Source organism: Paraburkholderia bannensis, assembly GCF_014200455.1.
In the GTDB taxonomy this organism is placed as follows: Bacteria; Pseudomonadota; Gammaproteobacteria; order Burkholderiales; family Burkholderiaceae; genus Paraburkholderia; species Paraburkholderia bannensis_A.
Window position 1 is genome coordinate 1 of the sequence record NZ_JACHBW010000035.1, and the last position, 23,224, is coordinate 23,224.

The following is a 23,224-nucleotide window of genomic DNA, read 5'->3' on the forward strand; positions in this document are numbered from 1 at the left end:
CAGAACGAGCGGATCTCGCGCTTCGCCTGATAGCGCGAACCCGCGCCGCCGTCAAAGCCGTCATAGGACGGGGCCTGCAAAAACAGCGTTTTCATGAGAGGAGTGCTCCGGCTAACCTTGAATATGGGGGGCAATCAATGCGCACGAATGCGCACGAATGCGCAAGCAATGCCAATCGATGCCAATCATTGCCAATCAATGCAATCGCGCGCTGCGGCCGGGGCCGGCATGACGCGCGACAAAATGTTATGTACTCGCTACCGAGGTAGCAGTCCTTCAACGGCCATCCGTCATCTCGACGGCGGCGCGGGCACGGGTTTGCCGTGGCGCGGCGCCGGGCGTGGGCTTGACCGGGCGCTCGCTGCGTTGCTCGACGGCCGGCTGAGCATCGGGATTGGCCACCGGCACGCGCACCCCGCGCCAGATCACGTGCGAACCGAACGCGGCAGCGAGCCATTGCAGCAAGAGCAGAACGTCGCGCAGCGGCACCAGCGGCAGCTCGCGCAGGAATGCGCCCATACCCGCGCTGCTGCGCGCGTGCAACGCCAATCTGGCGATGATACCGCCAGCCGTGCTGGTGCCCAGCGCGGCCAGCACGGCGCGCGTCGAAGCGCAGACCGGCACGCCGCCGCTGCCGGCGAGCAGCAGCGCATACGCAAGCGCGCCAATCAGCAGCCACGGCGTCGTGAAGGTGATGAACAACGAGGCGAAGCCCGCCGGATTGACCGAGCGGATGGTGCGCAGCCAGCGCGTTTCGCGCAGCCACAGCGAGCGGAAGTTCGGCTCGATCACGTCGGTGGCGACCAGCACCGGCGCGAGCACCGTTGCCAGACCGTGATCGCGCGCAAAGCGGGCAAGCAGGTAGTCGTCGGCGAGTCCGTCCTTGAGCGCGGCGAAACCGCCGATGCGCTCCAGCGTGCTGCGCGAGAGCGCCAGCGTCGCGCCGAAACCGAACGCGCGCGAGCCGGTCGAGTGCGCGACGCGCACCGAGGGCGCGAACCACTCGTTGATAAACAGCGCGCCCACGCGCGGCCAGAAACCGCCGATGCTGCGCGCGCGGTAGAGACAGGTCACCACGCCTACGGCCGGGTCGGCCAGCGGCGCCGTGACGATCTCTAGGTAATCGGGCTCCACGGCGATATCGCTATCGGCAACGATCAGCACGTCATGGCGCGCATGATCGGCCATGTTAATCAGGTTGCTGACCTTGAGATTGCTGCCATGCACGCGCGAATCGACCACGAGTTCGATATCGTGACCCGGATACGCAGCCTGCAGACGCTGCACGACAGCGATGGCCGGGTCCTTCGGCGAGGACACGCCAAAGATCAGTTGATAGCGCGGGTGATGCTGCTCGCAGAAGGTGGCGAGGTTTTCGTAGAGGCGCGGCTCTGCGCCGCACAGCGGCTTGAGCACGCTGACCGGCAGCGGCGCGCGCACGCGGGCGAGCCGGGCCGCCTCGCGCACCTGGGCAGCGGAACCAAAACGCGGCATGGTCAGCGCCGCGCTGATGGCGTAGAAGGTGGCCGCGCCACACAGCGCCGCCAGCAGCCACCAGGCGAACGGCGAAAGGGAATAAAGCGACGTTGTCATGCCGCAGCGCCCGGTTTGCGCCGCTGCTCCAGGCCGCTCGATGCACGAGGCGCGCGCGGGTTCTCAGGACGCCCTGCAATCCCCGCACCGATATGCGGCGCATCGTGCGACATATTGGCCAGATTGCGCATTTCGCCTCGGAACATTTGTCCTGACCAGAATTTCATAAAAAAATCAGACGGGTATCGTATCTGCGCCGCATAAACACAGCTAGCGAGGCCTTAAATGAGGTCGCATGGCGATTGATGCGGCTCAAATCAAATTGACAGTTTGATTAAGAGAATTCTGAAAATTTGACGGAATTTTCCTGCTCCCGCCCTGATTCAGCGGAAAATTGTAGCAGCAAGACCCGATGGCCGCCTCCCCACTCCGCACAAAAATGCTTCCCGGAATAGCAATGCTCGAAATGATTTCACACCAGCCGCAGTCTGCGTCCAGGATTTTATGAATTGAAAAAAATCAGTAAGCATATCGCAACCAATTTTTAATAATTTTGAATTAAAGCTGATGGCCGGTAAATTAAACAAGAATAATTACGATTCAGTCCAGATAATCCATTACGACTCAATCCAGTCTCCACTGCATCTCCATTAACGGAAACCACGCGCAGGGTGTGGATTCCCGCAGCTCGTCAGCGCGATCCGATGCGCTTTGGCACAATGGCCGCAAGCTTGCGTCTGCCTTGCAGCGGCTTCGCGACGATCGAAACGCCGCGAAGCCTGCGCGCAGCGCCCCACCATGACTGAAGCACACCGGAACACCCCATGACGCCCCGTCTGCCCCCTTTCTCCGTCCTAGATCTTTCGCCCGTGGCCGCCGGCTCGAACGCCGGCGCGGCGCTGCGCAACACGCTCGACCTTGCCCAGCATGCCGAGCGCTGGGGCTACCAGCGCTACTGGCTCGCCGAGCATCACAACATGACCGGCATCGCCAGCGCCGCGACCTCGGTCGTGATCGGCTATGTGGCGGGCGGCACGAAAACGATCCGCGTGGGCTCGGGCGGCATCATGCTGCCCAATCACGCGCCGCTTTTGATCGCCGAGCAGTTCGGCACGCTCGAAGCGCTCTATCCGGGCCGCATTGATCTGGGCCTCGGACGCGCGCCCGGCACCGACCAGACCACGGCGCGCGCGCTGCGCCGCGATCTGCAGGCCAGCGCCGAAGCCTTCCCCGACGACGTCGCGGAACTGCAGCGCCTGTTCGGCACGCCGGTCGAGGGCCAACGCGTGCGCGCAGTGCCCGGTGCGGGTCTGAACGTGCCGATCTATATCCTCGGTTCGAGCCTGTTCGGCGCGCAACTGGCCGCGGCGATGGGTCTGCCCTTCGCCTTTGCCTCGCACTTCGCGCCCGACCATCTGCTCACGGCGCTGCGCGTCTACCGTTCGCAGTTCCGTCCGTCCGCGACGCTCGCGAAGCCGCACGCGATGGTGGGCGTGAACGTGTTCGCCGCCGCGAGCAACGAGGAAGCGCGTTTTCTCTTCACCTCGCTGCAGCAGCAGTTCGTCAACCTGCGGCGCGGCACGCCGGGCCAGTTGCCGCCGCCCGTCGAGCAGATCGCGGCCAACGAGTTCGAGCTTGCGGGCGTCGCGCATGCGCTGGCGTGCTCGGTGATCGGCGATCGCGAGACCGTGCGCGCTGGCCTCGAATCCGTGCTCGAACAGACCAACGCCGACGAACTGATCGTCACCGCGATGATCCACGACCACGCGAAGCGCTTGCGATCGTTCGAGATCACCGCAGAGGTGCGCGACGAGATGGCCGCCGCGCGCTAAAACGTCGTTCGAAGTTGTAAAAAAGCGGGCGCTCCCTGAACGGATGCGCCCGCTTTGCCTTCTGGCTCAGGCAAGCGTCAAGCCAAAGGCGTTCAGTGCGTTTGCTGCGGCAACGCCGCCAGGCCCTTGAGCAAGGCCGCATGAAACGCCTCCGGGTCCTGCATCTGCGGCGCGTGACCGGCATCGGGAAACTCCACCAGCGTGGCATGCGCAATCGCCTTCGCGGCCGCACGCCCAAGCTCCGGATAGTGGCCGAGCGTGGCGCGCACGTCGGGCGGCGCGGCATCCTTGCCGATCGCGGTCGTATCTTTCTGGCCGATCAGCAGCAGCGTCGGCATGCTCAACTGGCCGAATTCATAGACCACGGGCTGCGTGTAGATCATGTCGTAGAGCAGCGCCGAATCCCACGCGACCTGCGCCTTTCCAGCACCGCGATACATGCCCGCCAGCATTTGCACCCAGGGCTCGTAGCGCGTGCTCCAGGTGCCCGCGTAGTACGTCGTTTGCTCATAGCGGCGGATGCTGTCGGCGCTCGTCTTCAGTTCGCGCGCATACCAGTCGTCCACCGATAGCGAGGGCACGCCTTTCGCCTTCCAGTCTTCGAGGCCAATGGGGTTCACCAGCACCAGCTGTTCGGTTTCGCGCGGATACATCAGGCCATAGCGCACCGCGAGCATGCCGCCCGTCGAATGTCCGATGATCGTCGCGCGCTCGACGCCCAGCGAAGCCAGCAGCGCATGCGTGTTGCGCGCGAGTTGCTGGAACGTGAACTGGTAGGCGGCAGGCTTGCTCGACTTGCAAAAGCCGATCTGGTCGGGGGCAATCACCCGGTAGCCTGCTGCGGTCAGGCGCGTGATGGTGTCGTCCCAGGTGGCCGCGCAAAAATTCTTGCCATGCAGCAGAACCGCCGTGCGGCCATTGGGTCGCTGCGGCTGCACGTCCATGTAGGCCATGTGCAGCGTCTGGCCTTGCGAGGTGAAGCTGAAATCGTGCACCGGATGCGGATAGTCGAAACCTTGAAGCTGCGGCCCATAGGCCGGGCCATCGGCGCTCGGGCCCGGGGCGCCCGTCTGGGCGGCAGGCGCGCCCGCGCACGCAACGAGACTCAATGTGGCGGCGCAGCAGGCGGCGAAAGAGAACAACTGGCGGATCGGTGGCATGGGCAGTGTCGAAGTTCCGGGGCGCGGCCAGGCGAGCGCCGTATCGGTGCAACGGGCGACTCTCTAACCGCAAGGGATTCTAGCGGGCATGCGCCTCGCGCGTCGGCGGCGGCTGCATGCCATGCGGCTCGTATCGGGCAAGCCGCTTGCTTGCGCGTTTGCTCGCCTCGCACGCGCCGCTTCAAGACGACTGCGCGATGCGCGATCGATTCGCGCATCGCCGTTTTCAGTGCTAGAACATTCAAAGCGCGGTCATAAAAACGACGCGGTACGGCACTCCGCCAGCTTCACCGGGGGCACATCACAACAAGGAGACGACCATGGAAACTCCGGCAAGCCTCAACGATCTGCAGCGCACCACGCTCGCCATCGTGCTGGCGGGCGGGCGCGGCACGCGTCTTGGCCCGCTCACCAACAAGCGCGTGAAGCCCGCGGTTCACTTCGGCGGCAAATACCGCATCATCGACTTCGCGCTGTCGAACTGCCTCAACTCCGGCATTCGGCGCATCGCCGTGGTCACACAGTACAAGGCGCATTCGCTGCTGCGCCATCTGCAGCGCGGCTGGGGTTTCCTGCGCGGCGAGTTCAACGAATTCCTCGACCTCTGGCCCGCGCAGCAGCGCGTGGAAGGCGCGCACTGGTATCGCGGCACCGCCGACGCCGTGTACCAGAACATCGACATCATCCGCTCGATTTCGCCAAAGTACGTGGTGGTGCTGGCCGGCGACCACATCTACAAGATGGACTACACGCGCATGCTGGCGGACCACGCCGCCAGCGGCGCGGATTGCACGGTGGGCTGCATCGAGGTGCCGCGCATGGAGGCGCGCGCCTTCGGCGTGATGGCGGTGGACGAATCGCGCCGCGTCACCGGCTTCGTGGAAAAGCCCGACGATCCGCCCGCGATGCCCGGCCACCCCGACATCGCGCTCGCCAGCATGGGCATCTACGTTTTCGATACCGAGTACCTGATCCATCTGCTCGAAGACAACATCGTGCGCAGCGGCACCGATCACGACTTCGGCAAGGACATCATTCCGCGCGTGGTCAGCGACGGCCATGCGATCGCGCATCCGTTCAGCATGTCGTGCGTGTCCTCGGACCCGAGCGCCGAGCCTTACTGGCGCGACGTCGGCACCATCGACGCGTACTGGTCCGCGAATCTCGATCTGGCATCGACGATTCCCGCGCTCGACCTCTACGACCGCCACTGGCCGATCTGGACCTATATGGAGCAGTTGCCGCCCGCCAAGTTCGTGCGCGACCTCAACGGTCTGCAGGGTTCGGGCACCAACCTGATCGTGTGCGGCGGCAGCGTGATCTCGGGTTCGCAGGTTTCGCGCTCGGTGCTCTCGACGAATGTGGTCGTGAAGTCGTTCTGCAACATTGCCGAGGCAGTCTTGTTGCCGCAGGTGAGCGTGGGCGCGAGCTGCCGCTTGCGCAAGGTGGTGGTGGATCGCGGCTGCGTGATTCCGGACGGTCTGGTGATCGGCGAAGACCCGGTGCGCGACGGCGAGCGCTTCTATCGCACTGAAAACGGCATCGTGCTGGTCACGCGCGAGGCGCTGGCGAATCTCGGGCCGAGCGCATGATCGGGTTGATCCACGCGATCCACCCGATCCGCGCATGCCGCTTGCTAAAGCTTGCTGAACCCGAGCCGCTTGCTGAACCCGAGCCCCCGCGCGAAATCCGCGCGCCACACACTGCGACCGACTGCGCCAAAAGAGGATTCCAGCCCGATGACGATCCGCGTCCTGCATGTAGCCAGCGAACTTTATCCCCTCCTCAAGACCGGCGGCCTCGCCGATGTGACGGCCGCCCTGCCCGCCGCTCTGATCGAACTGGGCGCCGATGCGCGCGTGCTGCTGCCCGGCTTCGCGGGCGTGGCGGCGGGGCTGAGCGAATTGCGTCCGATCGCTCGGCTGGAGCGCGGCTTTGGCATCAGCGAAGCCACGCTCGAACTGGGACGCCTGCCCGGCAACGATCTGCCCGTCTACATGATCCGCGCCGATGCCTTTTACGCGCGCCCCGGCAACCCGTATCTGGACGACGAGCACGTGCCCTACGGCGACAACGCCCAGCGCTTCGCTCTGCTCGGCTGGGCGGCGGCGCAGCTTGCCCAGCATCTCGATCCCGACTGGGCCCCGCACATCGTGCACGCGCACGACTGGCACGCGGGTCTGGCGGGCGCGTATCTGCGCGCGGCGGCGCGCGAACGCGGCGCGGCGAGCGCCCCCCCGGCGCGCAGCGTCTTCACGATCCACAACCTCGCCTATCAGGGCATCTTTCCGGCCCAGCAGTTCGGCGAACTCGGCTTGCCGCCAGACTTCTTCGACATGCACGGCGTCGAGTTCTACGGCCAGTTGTCGTTCCTCAAAGCGGGGCTCTTTTACGCCGACAAGATCACCACCGTCAGCCCGACCTATGCGCGCGAAATCCAGACCGTCGCCCAGGGTGGCGGTCTCGAAGCGCTGCTCAAGGGTCGCGCGCACGATCTCGTCGGCATTCTCAACGGCGTGGATTACCGCGTGTGGAGCCCGGCAGCCGACGCGGCCATCGCCGCGCGTTATTCGGTCACGCGCATGAGCGGCAAGCTGCGCTGCAAGGCGGCGCTGCAGCAGCGCTTCAATCTCACGCAGAAACACGACGCGCCCGTATTCGGCGTGGTGAGCCGCCTGACCGAGCAGAAAGGCCTCGATTTGCTGCTCGCGGCGCTGCCCGACATCGTCTCGCGCGGCGGCCAGCTGGTCGTGCTCGGCACCGGCGACGCGAGTCTGGAGCAAGGTTTCGCGCGCGCGGCGCGCCAGCATCCCGAAGCCGTGGCGGTCGAACTGGGCTTTGACGAAACGCTCGCGCACGCGATCGTCGCGGGCGCCGACGTGATGATGGTGCCGTCGCGCTTCGAACCCTGCGGCCTCACGCAGCTCTATGCGCTCGCCTACGGCGCGCTGCCGCTGGTGCATCGGGTGGGCGGCCTCGCCGATACGGTCACGGACGCCTCGCTTGAAAATCTCGCCGACGGCACCGCCACCGGCTTCGTGTTCGAGCGCTTCGAGCCCGACGCGCTCACGGCCGCGATCCGCCGCGCTTTCGCCTTGTATGCGCGCAGCCGCGACTGGCGCGAAACGCGCGCGCGCGGCATGCGCGAGGACTTCGGCTGGGCAGCATCGGCGCAACGCTACATGGCGCTCTATCGCGAGCTGGTCTGAGCGCCGCGCCCGTCCCGACCCCGACCCCGGCCCCGTCCACCAGTCCAATGCGCGCAACACTCCGCGCACGCGCCCATCGACCGGGCGCAACGAATTCGGTTATCGTTGCTGCACGCGCACAAACGCCGTGCAGCAGGCGGTATGCGCCTGAGCGCGCCCTCGCCCGCCGTTGAATCGCGAAACGGCATCATCCCAGGCAGACCGAAACGACCATGAAAAACGTTCTGAGCATCCAGTCGCACGTCGTGTTCGGCCATGCGGGCAACAGCGCCGCTGTGTTCCCCATGCGCCGTCTCGGGGTGAACGTATGGCCGCTCAACACCGTGCAGTTCTCGAATCACACGCAGTACGGCCACTGGAGCGGCAGCGCGATCGACGCCGGGCAAATGGTGGAGCTGGTCGAAGGCATCGGCGCGATCGGCGTGCTGCCACGTTGCGACGCCGTGCTGTCCGGCTATCTGGGCACGCCCGAACAGGCGCAGGCCGTGATCGACGTGGTGCGCGCCGTCAAGGCCGCCAACCCGCAGGCGCGCTACTTCTGCGACCCGGTGATGGGCACGCTCAATGCCGTCGGCGGCGCCGCCGGTTGCCGCGTCGAGCCAGGCATCCAGGAGTTTCTCGTCACGCAGATGCCCGAAGTGGCCGACGCGATGATGCCCAATCACAGCGAGCTGCAACGTCTCGTCGGACGGGAGCTGGAGACCGCGGAGGAAGCCGTCGACGCCTGCCGCGAAGTGATCGCGCGCGGCCCAAAACTCATGCTCGTCAAGCATCTGCTCGACCGCAACAGTCCCGCCGACACCTTCAACATGCTGGTGGTGAGCGAGCGCGAGGCGTGGCTCGCGCAGCGCCCGCTCTACCCGTTTGCACGCCAGCCAGTGGGCGTGGGCGACATCACCAGCGCGATCTTCGTCGCGCGCCTGATGCTCGGGGATACGCTCAAGCGCGCCTTCGAACACACGCTCGCGGCCGTCAACGCGGTGGTCAAGATGACCTGGGACGCGGGGCGCTACGAACTGGAAATCGTCGCCGCGCAGGACCAGATCGCGCGTCCGCGCGAATGGTTCGACGCATGGACGGTCGATCTGGTCTGAGCTTCACGGCGGCGGTGCTTCGCGTGGTTTCCCGCGGCAAGCCTGCCGGCTGGCGCGGCGCATCCTATAATGCGATCCGCATGCGCGCGCGGCCAGCCGGTTTTCAGGCGAATCCCATGGATTGGCCGCCGCGTCGCTTACCGTTAGTTGAAGCCAGATCAGTAAAGAGATTGACCGATGTCCGATTCCATCCGTAGCGAACAGGAAGAATATTTCGAGCAGCTGTGCCTTGCCGTCGATGGCGGCGAAACGCACGAGCAGGAAGCAATCGAATATTTCGAGGAGCACAGCCACGACGGCGATTTCGACGCCGCCCAATGGCTCGATATCGCGCTCTACCACGCCCCCGACGTCGCGCGCGGCATCGTCGATTTCGTCGATGCGCAAGACCGCGAGCGCAGCCACATCGCCCAGACCATCGCCGACAACCTCGACATCGCCTATGGCGACGACGACTGCGCGCGCTTCGAGGAAATCATCCGTTTCGCGCTGGCCAACGGCGTGCCGGTGGACCTGGACGTGGTGCTCGACGGCTGCAACCGCGCGCTGGACGATCTCGAAGGCTGGGCCACGGAAGGCGCCATGGCGCCGCTGGTGCAATTGCGCGACACGCTGCTCGCGCTGCAGTCGGGGCACTAGGCCACGAGCGTGCCGGGGCCGCCGCGCGCCGGCCCGGCCGGGCGTCTCGGCAGCCTGTTATATTGCGCTCACGCCCGCCGGGCTCGCTCACTCGCCAAAGCGACGGCCAACGCCAACGCCGCCTCCAACGCAGCCGCATCGCCGCACTACTGCTTCGCCATGATGGCGCGCTCCTGCCCCAACGGCTCCGCGCACCCGTCATCAACAAGAACACTGCCGCGCCCGCACAGCGCCAGGAGTCACGATGAGACCGCGCCACACTTCAAGCGTCGATCCGCGCCCGCCTTCGCGCGACCGCCGCGCCGCGCTGTTCGCGCTATGCGCAAGCGCGCTCGCGTGCGCCCTTGCCGCCGCGCCGGGCACCACCGCGCGCGCGGCCGGGCCGCTCACGGTTCGCATCGGCTTCGTCGCCCCGCTCTCCGGCGACTACGCGAATTACGGCCACGACCTGGAGAACGGCGTGCAGCTCGCCCTGGACGACGCCAACGCCCAGGGCATCAAGATCGGCGAGCAGACCGCGCATTTCGAACTGATCGCCATCGACGACCGCGCCGACCCGCGCCAGGGCGTGCAGGCCGCGGCCAGGCTCGCGAACCAGAACGTGGCCGCGGTGGTCGGCCACTTCAATTCGGGCACGGCGATTCCGGCCTCGCGCATCTACGAGAGCGCCGGCATTCCGATGATCGACCCGGCCGCGACCAATCCCGTCATCACCTCGCAGGGCTTTGCCAACACCTTCACGGTCATCGCCAACGACGCGCAGAACGCGGGCATCGCGGGCGCGTGGGCGGTCGAAGTCGTGAAGGCGCGGCGCATCGCCATCGTCGACGACCGCACGGCGTTTGGCCAGGGTGAAGCCGACGTCTTCGAGCGCACCGTCAAGGAGCACGGCGGCAACGTGGTCGCGCGCGACTTCGCGCCGATCGAAGCGGGCGACTTCGGCCCGCAGCTCGCGCGCATCAAGGCCGCCGACGCCGATCTGCTCTACTTCGGCGGACTCGCGCGCCAGGCGGCCGCACTCGTCAAGCAGATGAAGGCGCGCAGCATGAACACGCAGTTCGTGGGCGGCGGCGGCGTGGCGATCCCCGATTTCGTGCTGCTCGCGGGGCCCGCGGGCGAAGGCGCGATGGCGTGGGAGTACGGACGCCCGCTCGCGCAACTGCCTGAGGGGCCGCGCTTCGCGCAGAAGTTCAAGAACCGCTTTGGCGCCGATGTGCTCGCCTATGCGCCGTTCGGCTATGACGCGACATGGGCCGCGATTCACGCGATGGCGGCGGCCAAGTCGGCGAATCCCGATGTGTTTCGCGCCACGCTCAAATCGCTCTCCTTCGACGGCGTGACGGGCCGTATCGCCTTCGACGAAACCGGCGCCCTCAAGAACGGTACGTCGACGCTCTATCAGGTCAAGCAAGGCGCCTGGGTGCCGGTGGCGACGCGCGGCGGCTGAACGGCTTGCTCTATTGGGCCCTGGCGCGCACGACGATCTGCGCGTGCGCGTCGCGCTGCATGCGCAGCAAGGCCTCGCGCATCTGCGCGAAATCCTCCGGCGTGCACAGCTGCCGCCCGAAATGCGCCGACAGCTTGCGCGTCACCTCGACCGTGCGTGTGCCCCGATCGAAGACGTAGTGCGCGCTGTAGTCGAGCGGCGCGGCGCTCGCCGCACTCGCCGCACTCGCTGCGAAGTCGCGCGGCAGGTCGGTTACGCGCGCGAAGGCAGGCAGCGCGAGGTGCGCGTGCTCCTCGAAATTCCCGCCGATGCAGGCCCAGGGCTGCGAGCGCCCTGGCACCGCGAGCCAGTTGTCCAGCTGCGTGGCGATGCCGCCCGAAAGACTGCTCAAGGCGGGCAGCGCCGTGGCGCCGTCGGGCCAGACCACGTGGTCGAGCGTGCCCTCGGTGGTGGTGGCGAACGGCCCGCTGGTGGCGTCGAGCGCGCTCGCGCTCAGACGCGCCGTGCCGGCGAGGCCGGTTTGCCGCAGGCGCTGGGCGGCAATCTGCTGCGCGCCCTGATGCGTCGCGCGGCGAAAGGTATTGCGCTCGGTCTCGGCAAGCGCGCCCGCCTCCTCCACGCGATATCGATACGAGGCATTGCCGTCCTCGCCCACCTCGATGTCGAGTTGCGCCAAACGCGTGCGCGGCTGGGTCGCGGGCGTGCGCACCAGCACGCCCTCATCGACCAGCAGCGCCGGACGGTCCATCACACCCGCCGGCAGAAAGCCGAAGGCCACGCCGCCCGACGAGGTATCGGCGAATACGCCCAGATCGGGCAGCCAGGCGATCACGTGATTGATGGCCTCCTCGCCGTAACCCGGCACCGCAGGCAGCGAATAGACCGGGCCGAGGTTCAGCAACGCGCCCTCGGCGCGAATGCCCACGGCCGCGAGCAGCGCCGTGAAGAGCGCGACATGGTCCTTGCAGTCGCCGTAGCGCGCGTGCAGGATGTCGAGCGCCCGGTGCGGCGCAGCCGCCGTGGTGCCGAGAAAGAGCGCCACGTAGCGAATGTTCAGCCGCATCCAGTCGTAGATGCGCGCGGCCTTCTCGCGCGGGTCCGTCACGCCCGCCGTGAGCGCCCGCGCGAAGGCGGCGATTGTCGTGTCGGTAGCAGTTGGGTCGGCGGCGGCCTCGCGATAGCGCGCGGCGAAGCTGGCGTAATCGGGCACGGTCGTCACCATCAGGCGCGCGCCCCAGTTCACGCGCGCCACTGCGCCGGCTTCGAGCGGCGGCAACTGCCCCTGGCGGAAATCGAAGATATAACGCGTACGGCCGTTTTCGGTGACGGGCGGCTGCGCTTCGTAGCCGCGCGCATCGGCGTAAAGCGGCAGGTCGGCAGGCAGATCGAAGATCAGGCGCTGGAACTCGACTGGCTCGCCCGGCGGCCCGACGAAATACGAAAACGTGCCGGCCTGTAATGCCTGGCCGCGCCGCTTGTCGAACACCAGGCGCACGCGCGCGCCCGGTTGCACGCCCGGAAAAATGACAGTGCGAAGCACCCCGTCCTGGAAGGTCGGCGCGCCCGCCGAGCGCGGCTCCTGCACGTCGCGGATGCTGCTCGCGCCCACTTCATGGACGCTGCCGTCGGGGTCGATGGTCTGCGCGGCGAGCGCCGTAATCGATTCGATATCCTTATTGAACCAGACATAGCGCTGCGCGACCGCATCGACGCCCGCCGTGGTATTGGCCCGTAGGGTCGAATCGTCGTGTTCCTGGCCCGAGCCGTCTTTCTGGATCACGAACAGGTGGACATCGCGTTCGAGCGTGGCGGGCGGCAGATCGTCGTCGATGGGGGGCTGGGCGTACGCGTTCGAGAGCGCAAATGACGCCGCGCACGATGTCGCGCACACAAGCGTGCAAGCCGAGCGGACGGCTGCATAAAACGATGAAAGCGATCGGGGCACCGGAACCTCGTTCGGACAATGGCGCGAGCCTCCCGTTTTAGCACATTGCCGTCCCGCGCCGCCGCTGCCTTAGCCGGCCAAGGCCTCGCTGGTCTCAAGCGAATGCAGCAGCGACACGGCGATCCCCTGCGCCGCCAGCCTCACCTCGTCGAGCGATGCAAACGACGGCGCGATGCGCAGATGGCTGTCGTGCGGATCGACGCCATAAGGGAACGCCGCGCCCGCCGGCGTCAGCACGAGCCCCGCCTTGCCCGCGAGTTCGACGGTACGCCGCGCGTGACCCGGCGGCACATAGAGGCTGATGAAATAGCCGCCTTGCGGCACCTTCCAGCGCACGCCCGGCACCTTGGCGAGACGCTCGCGCAACACTGCATCGACGGCCGCGAACTTGGGCGCGAGCAGCGCGCGATGGCGGGCCATCAGCGCATCGAGCGTCGCCCGGTCGCGCAGATAGCGCACATGGCGCAACTGGTTGAGCTTGTCCGGGCCGATCGTGCGAGACGATGCGCAGCGCTGCCACCAGGCCACGTTGCGCGGCGACGCGGCCAGCCAGGCCAAGGCCCCGCCCGCAATCGTGACCTTCGAGAGCGAGGCGAACATCAGCACGCGATCGGCATGACCCGCCGCCGCGCTTGCTGCGAGCACGTCGAGCGTCGCGTGCGCCGTATCGGTCAGGTGATGGAAGCGATAGGCGTCATCCCAGAACAGCCGGAAATCCGGCGCGGCGGCGGGCATGGCGGCGAGGCGGCGCACCACCTCGTCGGCGTAGATCGCCCCGGTTGGGTTGCTGTAGAGCGGCATGCACCACATGCCCTTGATCGAGGCGTCCTCGCGCACGAGCGCTTCGACCACGTCCATATCCGGGCCGTCTTCGCGCATCGGCACGGCAATCATGCGCACGCCCAGCGCCTCGCAGATCGCGAAATGGCGGTCATAGCCGGGCACAGGGCAAAGGAACGCGATATCGCCCTGCGCGCGCCACGGCGCGCTGCGTTCGTCAGGTTCGCCCCGTTTGTCAGGTTCGCCGGGTTGGCCGGATTCGCCCCGCTGGCCTTGCGGCACGCCATGCAGCAACGCGAACGCGAGCGCATCGTGCATCAGTTCGAGACTCGAATTGCCCGCCGCCACCACCTGCGAGGGCGCCACGCCCAGCAATTCGCCGCCCAGTTCGCGCGCCTCGGGCAGTCCCAGCAGCAGGCCATAGTTGCGGCAGTCGAAGCCATCGCGTGCGCGATAGCCCGCCTGCCCCGCTTCGTCGATCAAGGCCTGCGAGAGATCGAGCTGTTCGGGCGCGGGCTTGCCGCGCGAGAGATCCAGTTGCATCTGCAATTGGCGGAATCGTTCGTAGTTCAAACTATCCTGCGAGTGCATCGGGCTTATCGACATCGCATTCCCTGGTTTGGGTGGTCTATGGATCGGTTTGAGTCCAGCATACGGACGTCGCCATCTTCAGGCAAACGCGTTATATTGAACTTTTCGATCAGATTTTCTGATAGCAAACCGTTTTTCAGCCTGAAATCATGAAGACCCTCGATCTCGACGTGCTCGCCATGGTGGTGGCCGTGGCCGACGCCGGCAGCTTCGTGCGCGGCGCGGCGCTGGTGCATCGCTCGCAGGCGGCCGTGTCGATGCAGATCCGTGCGCTCGAAGAGGCGATCGGCAAGCCGCTCTTTATCCGCGCGCCGCGCAACGTGACGCCCACGCCCGACGGCCATACGCTGATCGGCTATGCGCGGCGCATGCTGGCGCTGCGCGACGAAGCATGGGCCTCGCTCGCGCATCCCGAGGTCAAGGGCCGCGTGTCGATCGGCATGCCCGACGACTATGCGTCGTCGCTGCTGCCGCCAGTGCTGCGCAAGTTCTCGGCGAACTGGCCGAAGGTGGAAATCCAGGTGGTGGGGCTGCCAAGCAGCGCGCTGGCGCCGCTGGTGCGCGAGAACAAGATCGATCTGGCCTGCGTGACCAGCACGACGGGCTCGGCTAGCCTGGCGGGCGAATTCATCCGCTTCGAGCCGATGGTGTGGGCCGGGCCGCCCGCAGGCGTGAGCGCGGCGATCGGCCGGGAGATCTGGCGTGAGCGTCCCTTGCCGATCGCCCTTTTCAGCGCCGGCAGCGTGGCGCGCGAAAACGCCATCGAAGCGCTCGAACGCGAGCGCATCACCTATCGCACTTCATACGAAAGCCCGAGCCTGATGGGCCTGTGCAGCATGGTGGCGGCGGGTCTCGCGGTCGCGCCGCTCGCGCGCTGCGCCGTGCCCGAAACCTTCGTGACGCTGGGCCGCCAGCATGGCCTGCCTGAATTGCCGGAGCTTGAAGTGGTGCTCGCGCGCAGCGCGCGTTCTAACCGGCCGCCCTGCGACTTTCTCGCCGAGCAGATTCTCGCGGAACTGCGCGTTTAAGCATGCATGTAAGGGGGCGGCGACGCTTCAGGGTTCTTCGTCACCCGTGCGCGTGAGCAGTGCGTAAAGGCGCGAAATGTGGCGCAGCAGCAACTCGCGATGCTTCTCGATCTGCTCCAGACGCCCTTCGAGATCGGCGCGCACGTGCTCGTCGGGCTCGGTCTGCGCGATGACGTCCTCGATGCGCGCACGCAACGCGCCGGGCTCGACCGGCAGCATGCTCAGATGGCGTTCGAGCTTGCGCACGTCCTGCGCGGCCAGTTCGCGGATCTTGCGCGTGCCCGCCGGGCGCTTTGCCGCGCCCGCTGGCGTCCCGCCCGGAGCATCGGTCCGGCTGCCCGCGCGCTGGCCGAAAATGGGCTCGGCACGCAGCACCGGCGCCTTGCGTACGGGGTGCGCGGTTCCGCGAAAGCGTGCACGCGGCGCTTCGTCGGCGATGGCGGCGCGCGCCTGCGGCGGCACCTCGCCCGTCTCGTGGCGCTCGTCCATCCACCCTTCGGGCAGGCCCGTGACGGCCTCCACGCCGCGCACGAACTCCGCGCTGAAGTCGCGCCGTCCGGACACGATCAGCTTCATATAACTTTCGGAAAACGTCATCATCCGCGCCAAACGCGTGACCGCGCCCACTTCGCGGGTGAGCATCGCGAGATTCGCGCGCCACACGGGCATGAGCGCTGCGCCGGAATCTTCCATCGCTCAGGTCCTCCCTTGCGGGCCAGGATTGCCTGGCCAATTCCTCAAGGTTAGCTGCATCGCAAGGCATGATGCAACCCGCGTGCCGCAGATCGCCGGCCGCGTCGCAACACGGGTCACAGCCGAAAGGAAAATGAGAGAAAGGCGTTTTCAGCCGCTAGAAGCGGGGTCGAAACGTTAGATGACGGATTTGCAGATGCCAGATACTTCGGACTACGTGCAAATAGTCCGAAGTATCAGAAATGCCCGGTAAAGCGATACCGGCTGCCCGGATGCCAGAGGTTGGCCACCGACGCCACGGCCTGACGCGACCACGTGCGGCGATGCAGCACGAGACAGGGCTCGGCGGCCTTCATTGCCAGATGAGCGCGCGTGCCGTCTTCGGGCGCGAGCGCCTCGATACGGTACTCCACGCGCTGCAAAGGCGCGACGCGCACGAGGTACTGGTTTGGCGTGGTTTGCGTGAAGTCCTGCTGCGTATAGTCGGGCGCGAGCGCGGGATTGACCCAGCGCTCTTCCAGTTGCACCGGCTCGTCGTTCTCGAAGTGCAGCACGCGCGAACGGAACAGCGTTGCGCCTGCGCGCAGGCCCATTTCGTCCGCGAGTGCGTCGTCGGCGTCGATGGCGCCGATTTCCAGCACCTGCGCGCGATAGCCATGACCACGCGCCAGGATTTCGTCGGAGATGCTGCGGATCGCCACCAGCGTCGATTCGTACTTGGGACGCGCGACGAAGGTGCCCGCGCCCTGCACGCGCGTGAGCACCTGCTCGGCGGTCAGCTCGCGCAGCGCGCGGTTCACGGTCATGCGCGCGACCTTGAAATCCCGCGCCAGTTCGTTCTCCGACGGCACCTGGTCGCCCTCGCCCCACTCGCCCGCATGGATGCGCGCGAGGATGAAGTCCTTGATGCCCTGGTATGCGGGTGCGTTCATCGTGGATTCGATAAGGAGGCGAGCGGCGCAAGCCTCATGCAAGGCCCGCGCACGCTGCTTAACGCGCCTGCGACTCGAACGAGAACGGGCTGTGCGCCGCAATCGCGCCGTTCTGCACGAGTTGCGTAACCGCCGCGATGTCCGGTGCGAAGTAGCGGTCCAGATCGTAGTGCGGCACTTCGCTGCGCACCGCCTGCATCACGTGATGCAACGCCGGGCTGGTGGCGTGCGGCGCACGCAGATCCACGCCCTGGGCGGCGGCCAGCAGTTCGATCGAGAGGATATTGGCGGTGTTCTCGGCGATATCGGCGAGCTTGCGCGCGGCGAAGGTCGCCATCGACACGTGGTCTTCCTGGTTCGCGGAGGTCGGCAGCGAATCCACCGAAGCCGGATGCGCAAGCGTCTTGTTTTCCGAAGCCAGCGCCGCGGCCGTCACGTGCGCGATCATGAAGCCCGAGTTCACGCCGCCATCCTTGACGAGGAACGGTGGCAGGCCCGACAGCGTCGCATCGATCAGGAGCGCGATGCGGCGCTCGGCCAGCGCGCCGATTTCGGCGGCGGCCAGCGCGAGATTGTCGGCTGCAAAAGCCACCGGCTCGGCGTGGAAATTGCCGCCTGAGAGCACTTCGTGCGTTTCCGGAAAGATCAGCGGATTGTCCGACACCGCGTTGGCTTCGATCAGCAGCACGTTGGCTGCGTGACGCATCTGGTCGAGACACGCGCCCATCACCTGCGGCTGGCAGCGCAGCGAGTAAGGGTCCTGCACCTTGTCGCAATCCTGATGCGACAGGTTGATCGCCGAGCCTTCGAGCAGCGCGCGATACGCCGCCGCCGCCTCGATCTGGCCGCGATGACCGCGCAGTTCGTGGATGCGGGCGTCGAACGGCTTCACCGAACCGGCGGCCGCGTCCACGCAGAGCGCGCCCGAAACCAGCGCCGTGCGGAACAGGTCTTCGATCGCGAACATGTTGTAGAGCGCGAGCGCCGTGGAGGCTTGCGTACCGTTGAGCAGCGCGAGACCTTCCTTGGCTTGCAGCGTAAGCGGCTTGAGGCCGGCTGCGGCCAGGCCCGCTTCGGCGCTGGCGCGCTCGCCGCGAATGAAGACTTCGCCGATGCCCAGCAGCGTTGCCGACATGTGCGCGAGCGGCGAAAGATCGCCCGAAGCGCCCACCGAACCCTTCACGGGGATCAGCGGCAGCACATCGGCGTTGAACAGGGTGATCAGCGCGTCCATCACTTCGCGGCGGATGCCCGAGTGGCCGCGGCCAAGGCTGGAAAGCTTGAGCGCCATCAGCAGGCGCACGACCGGACGCGACATCGGCTCGCCCACGCCCACTGCGTGCGAGAGCACCAGGTTGCGCTGCAGCAGTTCGAGCTGATCGGTTGGGATATGCGTGCTGGCGAGGCGGCCGAAGCCCGTGTTGATGCCATAGGCGGGCGCGCCCTTGGCCGTGATGTCGGCGACGGCGCGCGCGCCCGCGTCGATCGCCGCAAAACTTGCGGGATCGAGTTCGAGTTTCACCGACTCGCGGGCGATTTGGCGCAGTTGCGGCAGGGTCAGATGGCCGGGCGTGAGGAGCATGATCGAATCCTGTCTATACAAGTGACGGGCAGTCTAGCCTGGCGCGCCTGTATAGACAACCTCTCTGCCACTGCCGCCGACCTGGGACTATCCACTAGCCTGCGGCCTGCGTTCGCGATTTCGTTACGGCTCCAGGCGCCCGGCGATGAACGCCAGAAAGCACTGCACGCGCGCGGCCAGCGCGGCGCTGCGATAGTAGACCGCGTGGATCGGCTGGCGCTCGGCGAGCAGCGCGTCGTCGAGCACGGTCACGAGACGGCCCGCGGCGCGGTCGGCGGCGGTCATGAAATCGGACAGGCAGGCGATGCCGGCGTCGCCCAGCGCGAGCTGCCGGATCGTCTCGCCGCTCGACGCCGCGAGTGCGGGATGGATCGCCAGACCTTCGTTGGCATCGTCGCCGAAGAGTGCCCCCTGCGCGCCCTGTGCGCTCTCTGCCCCGTTACTGTCGCCGCTCGCGGGCCCGGTTTGCAGACGCAACGGCCAGCGATTCAGTTGCGCAGGCGCGGTGAAGCCGATCAGCCGGTGCGCGTGCAACGCCTGCAGCGTGCGCGGCGTGCCATGCGCCTTGAGATAGGCGGGGCTCGCCACCACGCGCCGACGGCTCACGCCAAGCGAGCGCGCATGCAGCGTCGAATCCTGCAGCGCACCGATGCGTATTGCGATATCCACGCGCTGTTCCAGCAGATCGACGATGCGCTCGTTACTCGTGAGTTCGAGCTGGATATCCGGATAGCGCGCGGCAAACGCCGTCATGTGCGGCACGATGCAGTGGAGCATGAAGGGCGTGGCCGCATCCACACGCAAGCGCCCTGACGGCTGTTCACGATGGCGCGTGACCGCCTCTTCGGCATCTTCCATCGCGGCGAGAATGGCGCGCGCGCGTTCGAGAAATAGCTCGCCCTCCTCGGTCAGTTGCAGCCGGCGCGTGGTGCGCAGAATCAGCGCGACGCCCAGTTGCTTTTCGAGGCGCGTGAGCGCGCGGCTTACGCCGGAGACGGTCTGCTGGAGTTTTTCAGCGGCGGCGGTGATCGACCCCGCATCGATCACCGTGACGAATACGAGCAATTCGTCGGTCGAGGTTTTCATTGTTGATTCGCAGTCAAGATTCATTTGAGACTAACACGGTTTTTGCAAAATCCGAATGCCGCGATACTGCCGTTCATACCGAATCACCGACTCAACGGAGAACCCATGAAAGTATTCGTCACCGGCGCCGGAGGCTTTATCGGCGGCACGATTGCCGCGCATCTTGCGCGTGCGGGCCATGCAGTGCGAGGCCTCGTGCGCCGCAAGGAACAATTCGCCGATCTCGAAGCGCTCGGCATCGCGCCGGTAGCGGGCGATCTCGACGATCGCGAACTGCTGATGCGTGAAGCGCGCGCCGCCGACGCCGTGATCAACGCCGCCAGCAGCGACCATCGCGGCGCGGTCGAGGCGCTGCTCGACGCGCTCGAAGGCTCGGGCAAGACCTTGCTGCATACCAGCGGTTCGAGCATCGTCGGGGACGCCTCGGGCGGCGAAGCCACCGACAGGATCTACTTTGAAGACGCCCTGCCCGCCCCGACGCCGGACAAGGCGGCACGCGTGGCCATCGACGATCTCGTGCTGGCCGGCGCGCAGCGCGGCGTGAAGAGCGCGGTGCTCTGCAACACGCTGATCTACGGCGTGGGTGCGGTGCCGGGCACGGCCAGCGTGCAGTTGCCGCGACTCATCCGCCAGGCCCAGAAGAGCGGCGTGATGCGTCATGTCGGACGCGGGCTGAACATCTGGTCGAACGTGCATATCGACGACGTGGCCGGGCTCTACCGCCTCGCGCTTGAGAACACCCCCGCAGGCACGTTCTATTTCGTTGAAAGCGGCGAAGCGGATTTCCGCACCATGACGGCCGCGCTCGCGCAGAAGATGGGGCTGGGTGCGCCGCAGGACTGGCCGCTCGAACAGGCCATCGAGGAATGGGGCTACGAAATGGCCTCGTATGGGCTGGGGTCGAACAGCCGGGTGCGCGGCGAGCGCGCGCGCAAGATGCTGGGATGGACGCCAAAGCGCACGTCGGTGACGGACTGGATTCGCGACGAGATGCCGGTTGTTTGAAGCGGGATCGACGCTGGATGAAGCCGGCCGCAAAAATACGCGGTCGGCAACACACTATTGTTGCGTATCCGTAAGGTCGATCCGATAAAATCGCGCCGGTTTGCACTATCTGCCGGCGCGTTTTTCTGCCCGGCCTCCGGATACGCCGATGCTTCTCGCGCTGAACTTCGACTGGCTGACCAATCTGCTCGCCATTCTGTTCGTGGTCGCGTGCCTCTATGACGCGCGCTACGACGAATATGGCACGCTGACGCTCGCCGCTGCCGCGATGGGACTGATCGTGATGGCGATCGAAGTCCTGCTACGCCCCGCTTTCGAAATGTCCCTCTAGGACACGAAGGCGCGCGGCTTCGTTGTACTTACAATCGCTTTCCAGCGGCTTGCGCCTTCCTGTCCTGCGCTTTTTTCCCTGCTTTTTTCCCGCTTCTTCCTGTCAGGGCTTCTGCTCGTGCGAGCAGCAGGCGTGCTGTTGCGGGGCGTCCTCATAGCGGTCGTGATGGCGCATCCATTCGCCCATATTCTGCTTTTCGTTGCGCCCCTTCGGCGTGAATTCGAGCAGCGCATAAGTGCCCAGCGCCATCTCCACGCCGCGCGCATAGGCCGAATACGTGTGATAGACGTTGCCGTTTTCATCGCGATAGAACGCGCTGATGCCGGGCAATTCGTCGCTCATGTAGTCCTGCTCCGCATAGTTGTAGACGGCTTTGCCGCGTGCCTTGTCCGCCTCGCTGAACGAGACGCGGTAATCGAAGTTGAAGTCGCTGCCGAACGACGATACCCACGGAAAATGCCAGCCCATGCGCTTTTTAAAGGCCTCGATCTTTGCGAGCGGCGCACGCGAGACCGCCACATAGGTGACGTCGTGGTGCTCCAGGTGCGTGAGCATGCCGTCGATGTGATCGGACAGAAATGAGCAGCCGGGGCACCCCTCTTCCCATTGCGGTCCCAGCATGAAATGGTAAGTGAGCAACTGGCTGCGCGGCCCGAATAGCTGCGCGAGCGTGCGCTCGCCTTGCGGCGTCTCGAAGGTGTAGCGCTTTTCCACCTTCACCCACGGCAGCGCCATGCGTCTGGCCACCAGCGCATCGCGCGCATGCGTGAATTCGCGCTCTTGCGCGAGCAGCGCTTCACGCGCCGCCAACCATTCGGTCTCCGAAACGATCTTGTGCGGTTCCATCATGTCTTCCTCCTTGGGGGCTTCACTCGAACAGGTCCACCAGATGATCGAGCGCGCTCGACCAGCCTTCGCGGTGCGCATCGCGTGCCGCCTCGTCGAAGAAGCGTTCGTGGCGCAGCATCAGTTCCGTGGTGCTGCCGTCGGCGCGCAGTGTCACGCTCACACGCGATTCGCGCTCCGGCGTGCTGCGCCATGCCCACGTGAAGACGAGCTTCGATTCCGGCACCACCTCCAGATACGTGCCGCTCACGTCGTGCTCCTCGCCGTCGGGCGAGCGCATCAGCACGCGAAAACGTCCGCCTACGCGCACATCCGCCTCGGCATGCAGGCAGATCGTGTCGAGCGGGTGCATCCAGCGCATCAGTTGCGCGGCTTGCGTCCATGCCGCGTAGACCTTCGCGGCGCTCGCGTTGATACGGCGCCGAAGGATGAGGCTGGGGGCGTCGGCACTGGGGGCGTCGGCACTGGCGGTGCCGTTGGTGCGAGCGGGGCCGCCGCTTCCTGCATCGGCTTCGGCTGGGGTGTGGGTTGACATGCGTCCTCCTCCACGAATGCGGCCAGACGATCGAGCGCCCCGCTCCAGAAGCGCTCGTAGTGCGCGAGCCATTGCACCGCGTCCTCCATCGGCCCGGCGGCGAGACGGCACGCCACCGTGCGGCCGGTTTTCTCGCGCGTGACGAGTCCGGCTTCGGCAAGCACGTCCAGATGCTTCATCACCGCGGGCAGCGATATCGCAAAGGGCTGCGCGAGCGCGCTAACGGACAGCACTTCCTGCTGCGCAAGGCGCGCGAGCAAGGCTCGCCGGGTGGGATCCGCGAGCGCCGCGAAGGTGCGGTTCAGCGCTTCGTCTTCATACTTAACCATGCGGTTAAGCATAGGTCGCGAGCCGCCGATGTCAAGCCCGCTCATGCCCGCTCATGCCCGGCCAAGCTCGCCACTAGAATGGGGGTTCCCTGCCGATCCCTCTTGAAGCGCGCCATGCCGTCCAAAATCCGCAATTCGCTGCTCTGGATCTTCGATGCCTTCGAGCGCGAAGCCACCTACGTGCGCAAGCCGATGTTCGGCTGCGACGCCGCCTACGTGGACGGCCTGCTGTGTTTGATCGCCGCCGACCGCGCGAAGCCCTTCAATGGCCTGCTGGTCGCCACCTCGCGCGAGCAGCACGAGGCGCTGATCGGCGAATTTCCCGCGCTGCGCCCGCATCCCGTGCTCGGCAAATGGCTCTTTGTGCCGCAGGACGATGCGGCCTTCGAGGACACCGCCGAACAACTGGTCGCGCTGGTGCTCGCGCGCGATCCGCGCGTGGGCGTCGAGCCCACGCCGCGCAAGCGCAGCCGCAAAAGCATCCTGCCGAAGTAAGCAAACCCGGCGCCCAGAACGCCGCACGGCCCGCGCCGCCAGAAGCGCACGCGGGCCGTGAAGCCGGCAGGACGGGCCGCCAGGCGTTCCGTCCTGCCGATGGCGGGACCAACGATGTCAACGAGGATGTCA

At 66.3% G+C, this 23,224-nt stretch carries 21 protein-coding genes; 10 read left to right on the top strand and 11 right to left on the bottom strand.

Going from position 1 to position 23,224, the window contains the following annotated elements:
- Positions 1 to 276: 276 nt before the first annotated feature.
- Positions 277 to 1,593, bottom strand: coding sequence for a bacteriohopanetetrol glucosamine biosynthesis glycosyltransferase HpnI (gene hpnI / locus F4827_RS33245; protein WP_183733074.1), 1,317 nt, complete (start codon positions 1,591 to 1,593; stop codon positions 277 to 279).
- 776 nt (positions 1,594 to 2,369) lie between these two features.
- On the opposite strand from hpnI, the gene F4827_RS33250 reads away from it, so the two are divergent.
- Positions 2,370 to 3,365: an LLM class flavin-dependent oxidoreductase gene (locus tag F4827_RS33250; protein WP_183733086.1), complete on the top strand. Its 996-nt coding sequence runs from the start codon at positions 2,370 to 2,372 to the stop codon at positions 3,363 to 3,365.
- 92 nt (positions 3,366 to 3,457) lie between these two features.
- On the opposite strand, the gene F4827_RS33255 is transcribed toward F4827_RS33250, so the two are convergent.
- Positions 3,458 to 4,525 (bottom strand): alpha/beta fold hydrolase, encoded by a 1,068-nt coding sequence (locus tag F4827_RS33255; RefSeq protein ID WP_183733071.1) that lies wholly within the window; start codon positions 4,523 to 4,525, stop codon positions 3,458 to 3,460.
- A 320-nt stretch (positions 4,526 to 4,845) separates the two neighbouring features.
- Between F4827_RS33255 and glgC the strand changes: the two genes are divergently transcribed.
- The 5 genes from glgC (at position 4,846) to F4827_RS33280 (ending at position 10,914) form a co-directional block, all read left to right on the top strand.
- On the top strand, positions 4,846 to 6,117 hold the full coding sequence (gene glgC / locus F4827_RS33260; RefSeq protein ID WP_183733068.1) for a glucose-1-phosphate adenylyltransferase: 1,272 nt from the start codon (positions 4,846 to 4,848) through the stop codon (positions 6,115 to 6,117).
- 147 nt (positions 6,118 to 6,264) lie between these two features.
- The gene (gene glgA, locus F4827_RS33265) at positions 6,265 to 7,734 is read left to right on the top strand and encodes a glycogen synthase GlgA (RefSeq protein WP_183733065.1); all 1,470 of its coding nucleotides are present in this window, start codon (positions 6,265 to 6,267) and stop codon (positions 7,732 to 7,734) included.
- 212 nt (positions 7,735 to 7,946) lie between these two features.
- Complete coding sequence (gene pdxY, locus F4827_RS33270; protein ID WP_183733062.1) at positions 7,947 to 8,828, top strand: pyridoxal kinase PdxY; 882 nt, start codon at positions 7,947 to 7,949, stop codon at positions 8,826 to 8,828.
- Between the two features lie 177 nt (positions 8,829 to 9,005).
- A complete protein-coding gene (locus F4827_RS33275; protein ID WP_183733059.1) occupies positions 9,006 to 9,467 on the top strand; it encodes a hypothetical protein in 462 nt (153 codons plus the stop codon).
- A gap of 244 nt (positions 9,468 to 9,711) precedes the next feature.
- Complete coding sequence (locus F4827_RS33280; protein ID WP_183733056.1) at positions 9,712 to 10,914, top strand: branched-chain amino acid ABC transporter substrate-binding protein; 1,203 nt, start codon at positions 9,712 to 9,714, stop codon at positions 10,912 to 10,914.
- 10 nt (positions 10,915 to 10,924) lie between these two features.
- Here the strand turns inward: F4827_RS33280 and F4827_RS33285 are convergent, their stop codons facing one another.
- Both F4827_RS33285 and F4827_RS33290 read right to left on the bottom strand, forming a co-directional pair.
- Positions 10,925 to 12,859, bottom strand: coding sequence for a DUF3857 domain-containing protein (locus F4827_RS33285; RefSeq protein ID WP_311675182.1), 1,935 nt, complete (start codon positions 12,857 to 12,859; stop codon positions 10,925 to 10,927).
- Between the two features lie 69 nt (positions 12,860 to 12,928).
- Positions 12,929 to 14,245 carry an aminotransferase class I/II-fold pyridoxal phosphate-dependent enzyme gene (locus F4827_RS33290; RefSeq protein WP_183733052.1) on the bottom strand — a complete coding sequence of 439 codons (1,317 nt, stop codon included), beginning with the start codon at positions 14,243 to 14,245 and terminating at the stop codon, positions 12,929 to 12,931.
- 134 nt (positions 14,246 to 14,379) lie between these two features.
- Here F4827_RS33290 and F4827_RS33295 point away from each other — a divergent pair, with 134 nt between their 5' ends.
- Entirely contained in the window at positions 14,380 to 15,258 is an 879-nt protein-coding gene (locus tag F4827_RS33295) for a LysR substrate-binding domain-containing protein (protein WP_183733049.1), read from the top strand.
- 27 nt (positions 15,259 to 15,285) lie between these two features.
- Here the strand turns inward: F4827_RS33295 and F4827_RS33300 are convergent, their stop codons facing one another.
- The 4 genes from F4827_RS33300 to F4827_RS33315 form a co-directional block, all read right to left on the bottom strand.
- A complete protein-coding gene (locus tag F4827_RS33300; protein WP_183733046.1) occupies positions 15,286 to 15,951 on the bottom strand; it encodes a hypothetical protein in 666 nt (221 codons plus the stop codon).
- A gap of 236 nt (positions 15,952 to 16,187) precedes the next feature.
- Positions 16,188 to 16,883 carry a histidine utilization repressor gene (gene hutC / locus F4827_RS33305; protein WP_183733043.1) on the bottom strand — a complete coding sequence of 232 codons (696 nt, stop codon included), beginning with the start codon at positions 16,881 to 16,883 and terminating at the stop codon, positions 16,188 to 16,190.
- A 58-nt stretch (positions 16,884 to 16,941) separates the two neighbouring features.
- Positions 16,942 to 18,468: a histidine ammonia-lyase gene (gene hutH / locus F4827_RS33310; protein WP_183733080.1), complete on the bottom strand. Its 1,527-nt coding sequence runs from the start codon at positions 18,466 to 18,468 to the stop codon at positions 16,942 to 16,944.
- A 120-nt stretch (positions 18,469 to 18,588) separates the two neighbouring features.
- The gene (locus tag F4827_RS33315) at positions 18,589 to 19,551 is read right to left on the bottom strand and encodes a LysR substrate-binding domain-containing protein (RefSeq protein ID WP_183733040.1); all 963 of its coding nucleotides are present in this window, start codon (positions 19,549 to 19,551) and stop codon (positions 18,589 to 18,591) included.
- Positions 19,552 to 19,656: 105 nt separating this feature from the next.
- On the opposite strand from F4827_RS33315, the gene F4827_RS33320 reads away from it, so the two are divergent.
- The gene (locus F4827_RS33320) at positions 19,657 to 20,556 is read left to right on the top strand and encodes an NAD-dependent epimerase/dehydratase family protein (protein ID WP_183733037.1); all 900 of its coding nucleotides are present in this window, start codon (positions 19,657 to 19,659) and stop codon (positions 20,554 to 20,556) included.
- A 148-nt stretch (positions 20,557 to 20,704) separates the two neighbouring features.
- Positions 20,705 to 20,887 (top strand): hypothetical protein, encoded by a 183-nt coding sequence (locus F4827_RS33325; protein ID WP_027821027.1) that lies wholly within the window; start codon positions 20,705 to 20,707, stop codon positions 20,885 to 20,887.
- A gap of 102 nt (positions 20,888 to 20,989) precedes the next feature.
- On the opposite strand, the gene F4827_RS33330 is transcribed toward F4827_RS33325, so the two are convergent.
- From F4827_RS33330 to F4827_RS35930, 3 genes are read right to left on the bottom strand one after another with little or no spacing between them, the layout of a single operon-like run.
- A complete protein-coding gene (locus F4827_RS33330) occupies positions 20,990 to 21,733 on the bottom strand; it encodes a thioredoxin family protein (protein ID WP_183733077.1) in 744 nt (247 codons plus the stop codon).
- Positions 21,734 to 21,755: 22 nt separating this feature from the next.
- Positions 21,756 to 22,163 carry an SRPBCC domain-containing protein gene (locus F4827_RS33335; protein ID WP_311735616.1) on the bottom strand — a complete coding sequence of 136 codons (408 nt, stop codon included), beginning with the start codon at positions 22,161 to 22,163 and terminating at the stop codon, positions 21,756 to 21,758.
- Positions 22,094 to 22,642 carry a metalloregulator ArsR/SmtB family transcription factor gene (locus F4827_RS35930; protein ID WP_311735615.1) on the bottom strand — a complete coding sequence of 183 codons (549 nt, stop codon included), beginning with the start codon at positions 22,640 to 22,642 and terminating at the stop codon, positions 22,094 to 22,096. The genes F4827_RS33335 and F4827_RS35930 overlap by 70 nt, the downstream gene beginning before the upstream one ends.
- Positions 22,643 to 22,711: 69 nt before the next feature.
- On the opposite strand from F4827_RS35930, the gene F4827_RS33340 reads away from it, so the two are divergent.
- Positions 22,712 to 23,092 (top strand): hypothetical protein, encoded by a 381-nt coding sequence (locus F4827_RS33340; protein ID WP_183733031.1) that lies wholly within the window; start codon positions 22,712 to 22,714, stop codon positions 23,090 to 23,092.
- Positions 23,093 to 23,224: the final 132 nt, after the last annotated feature.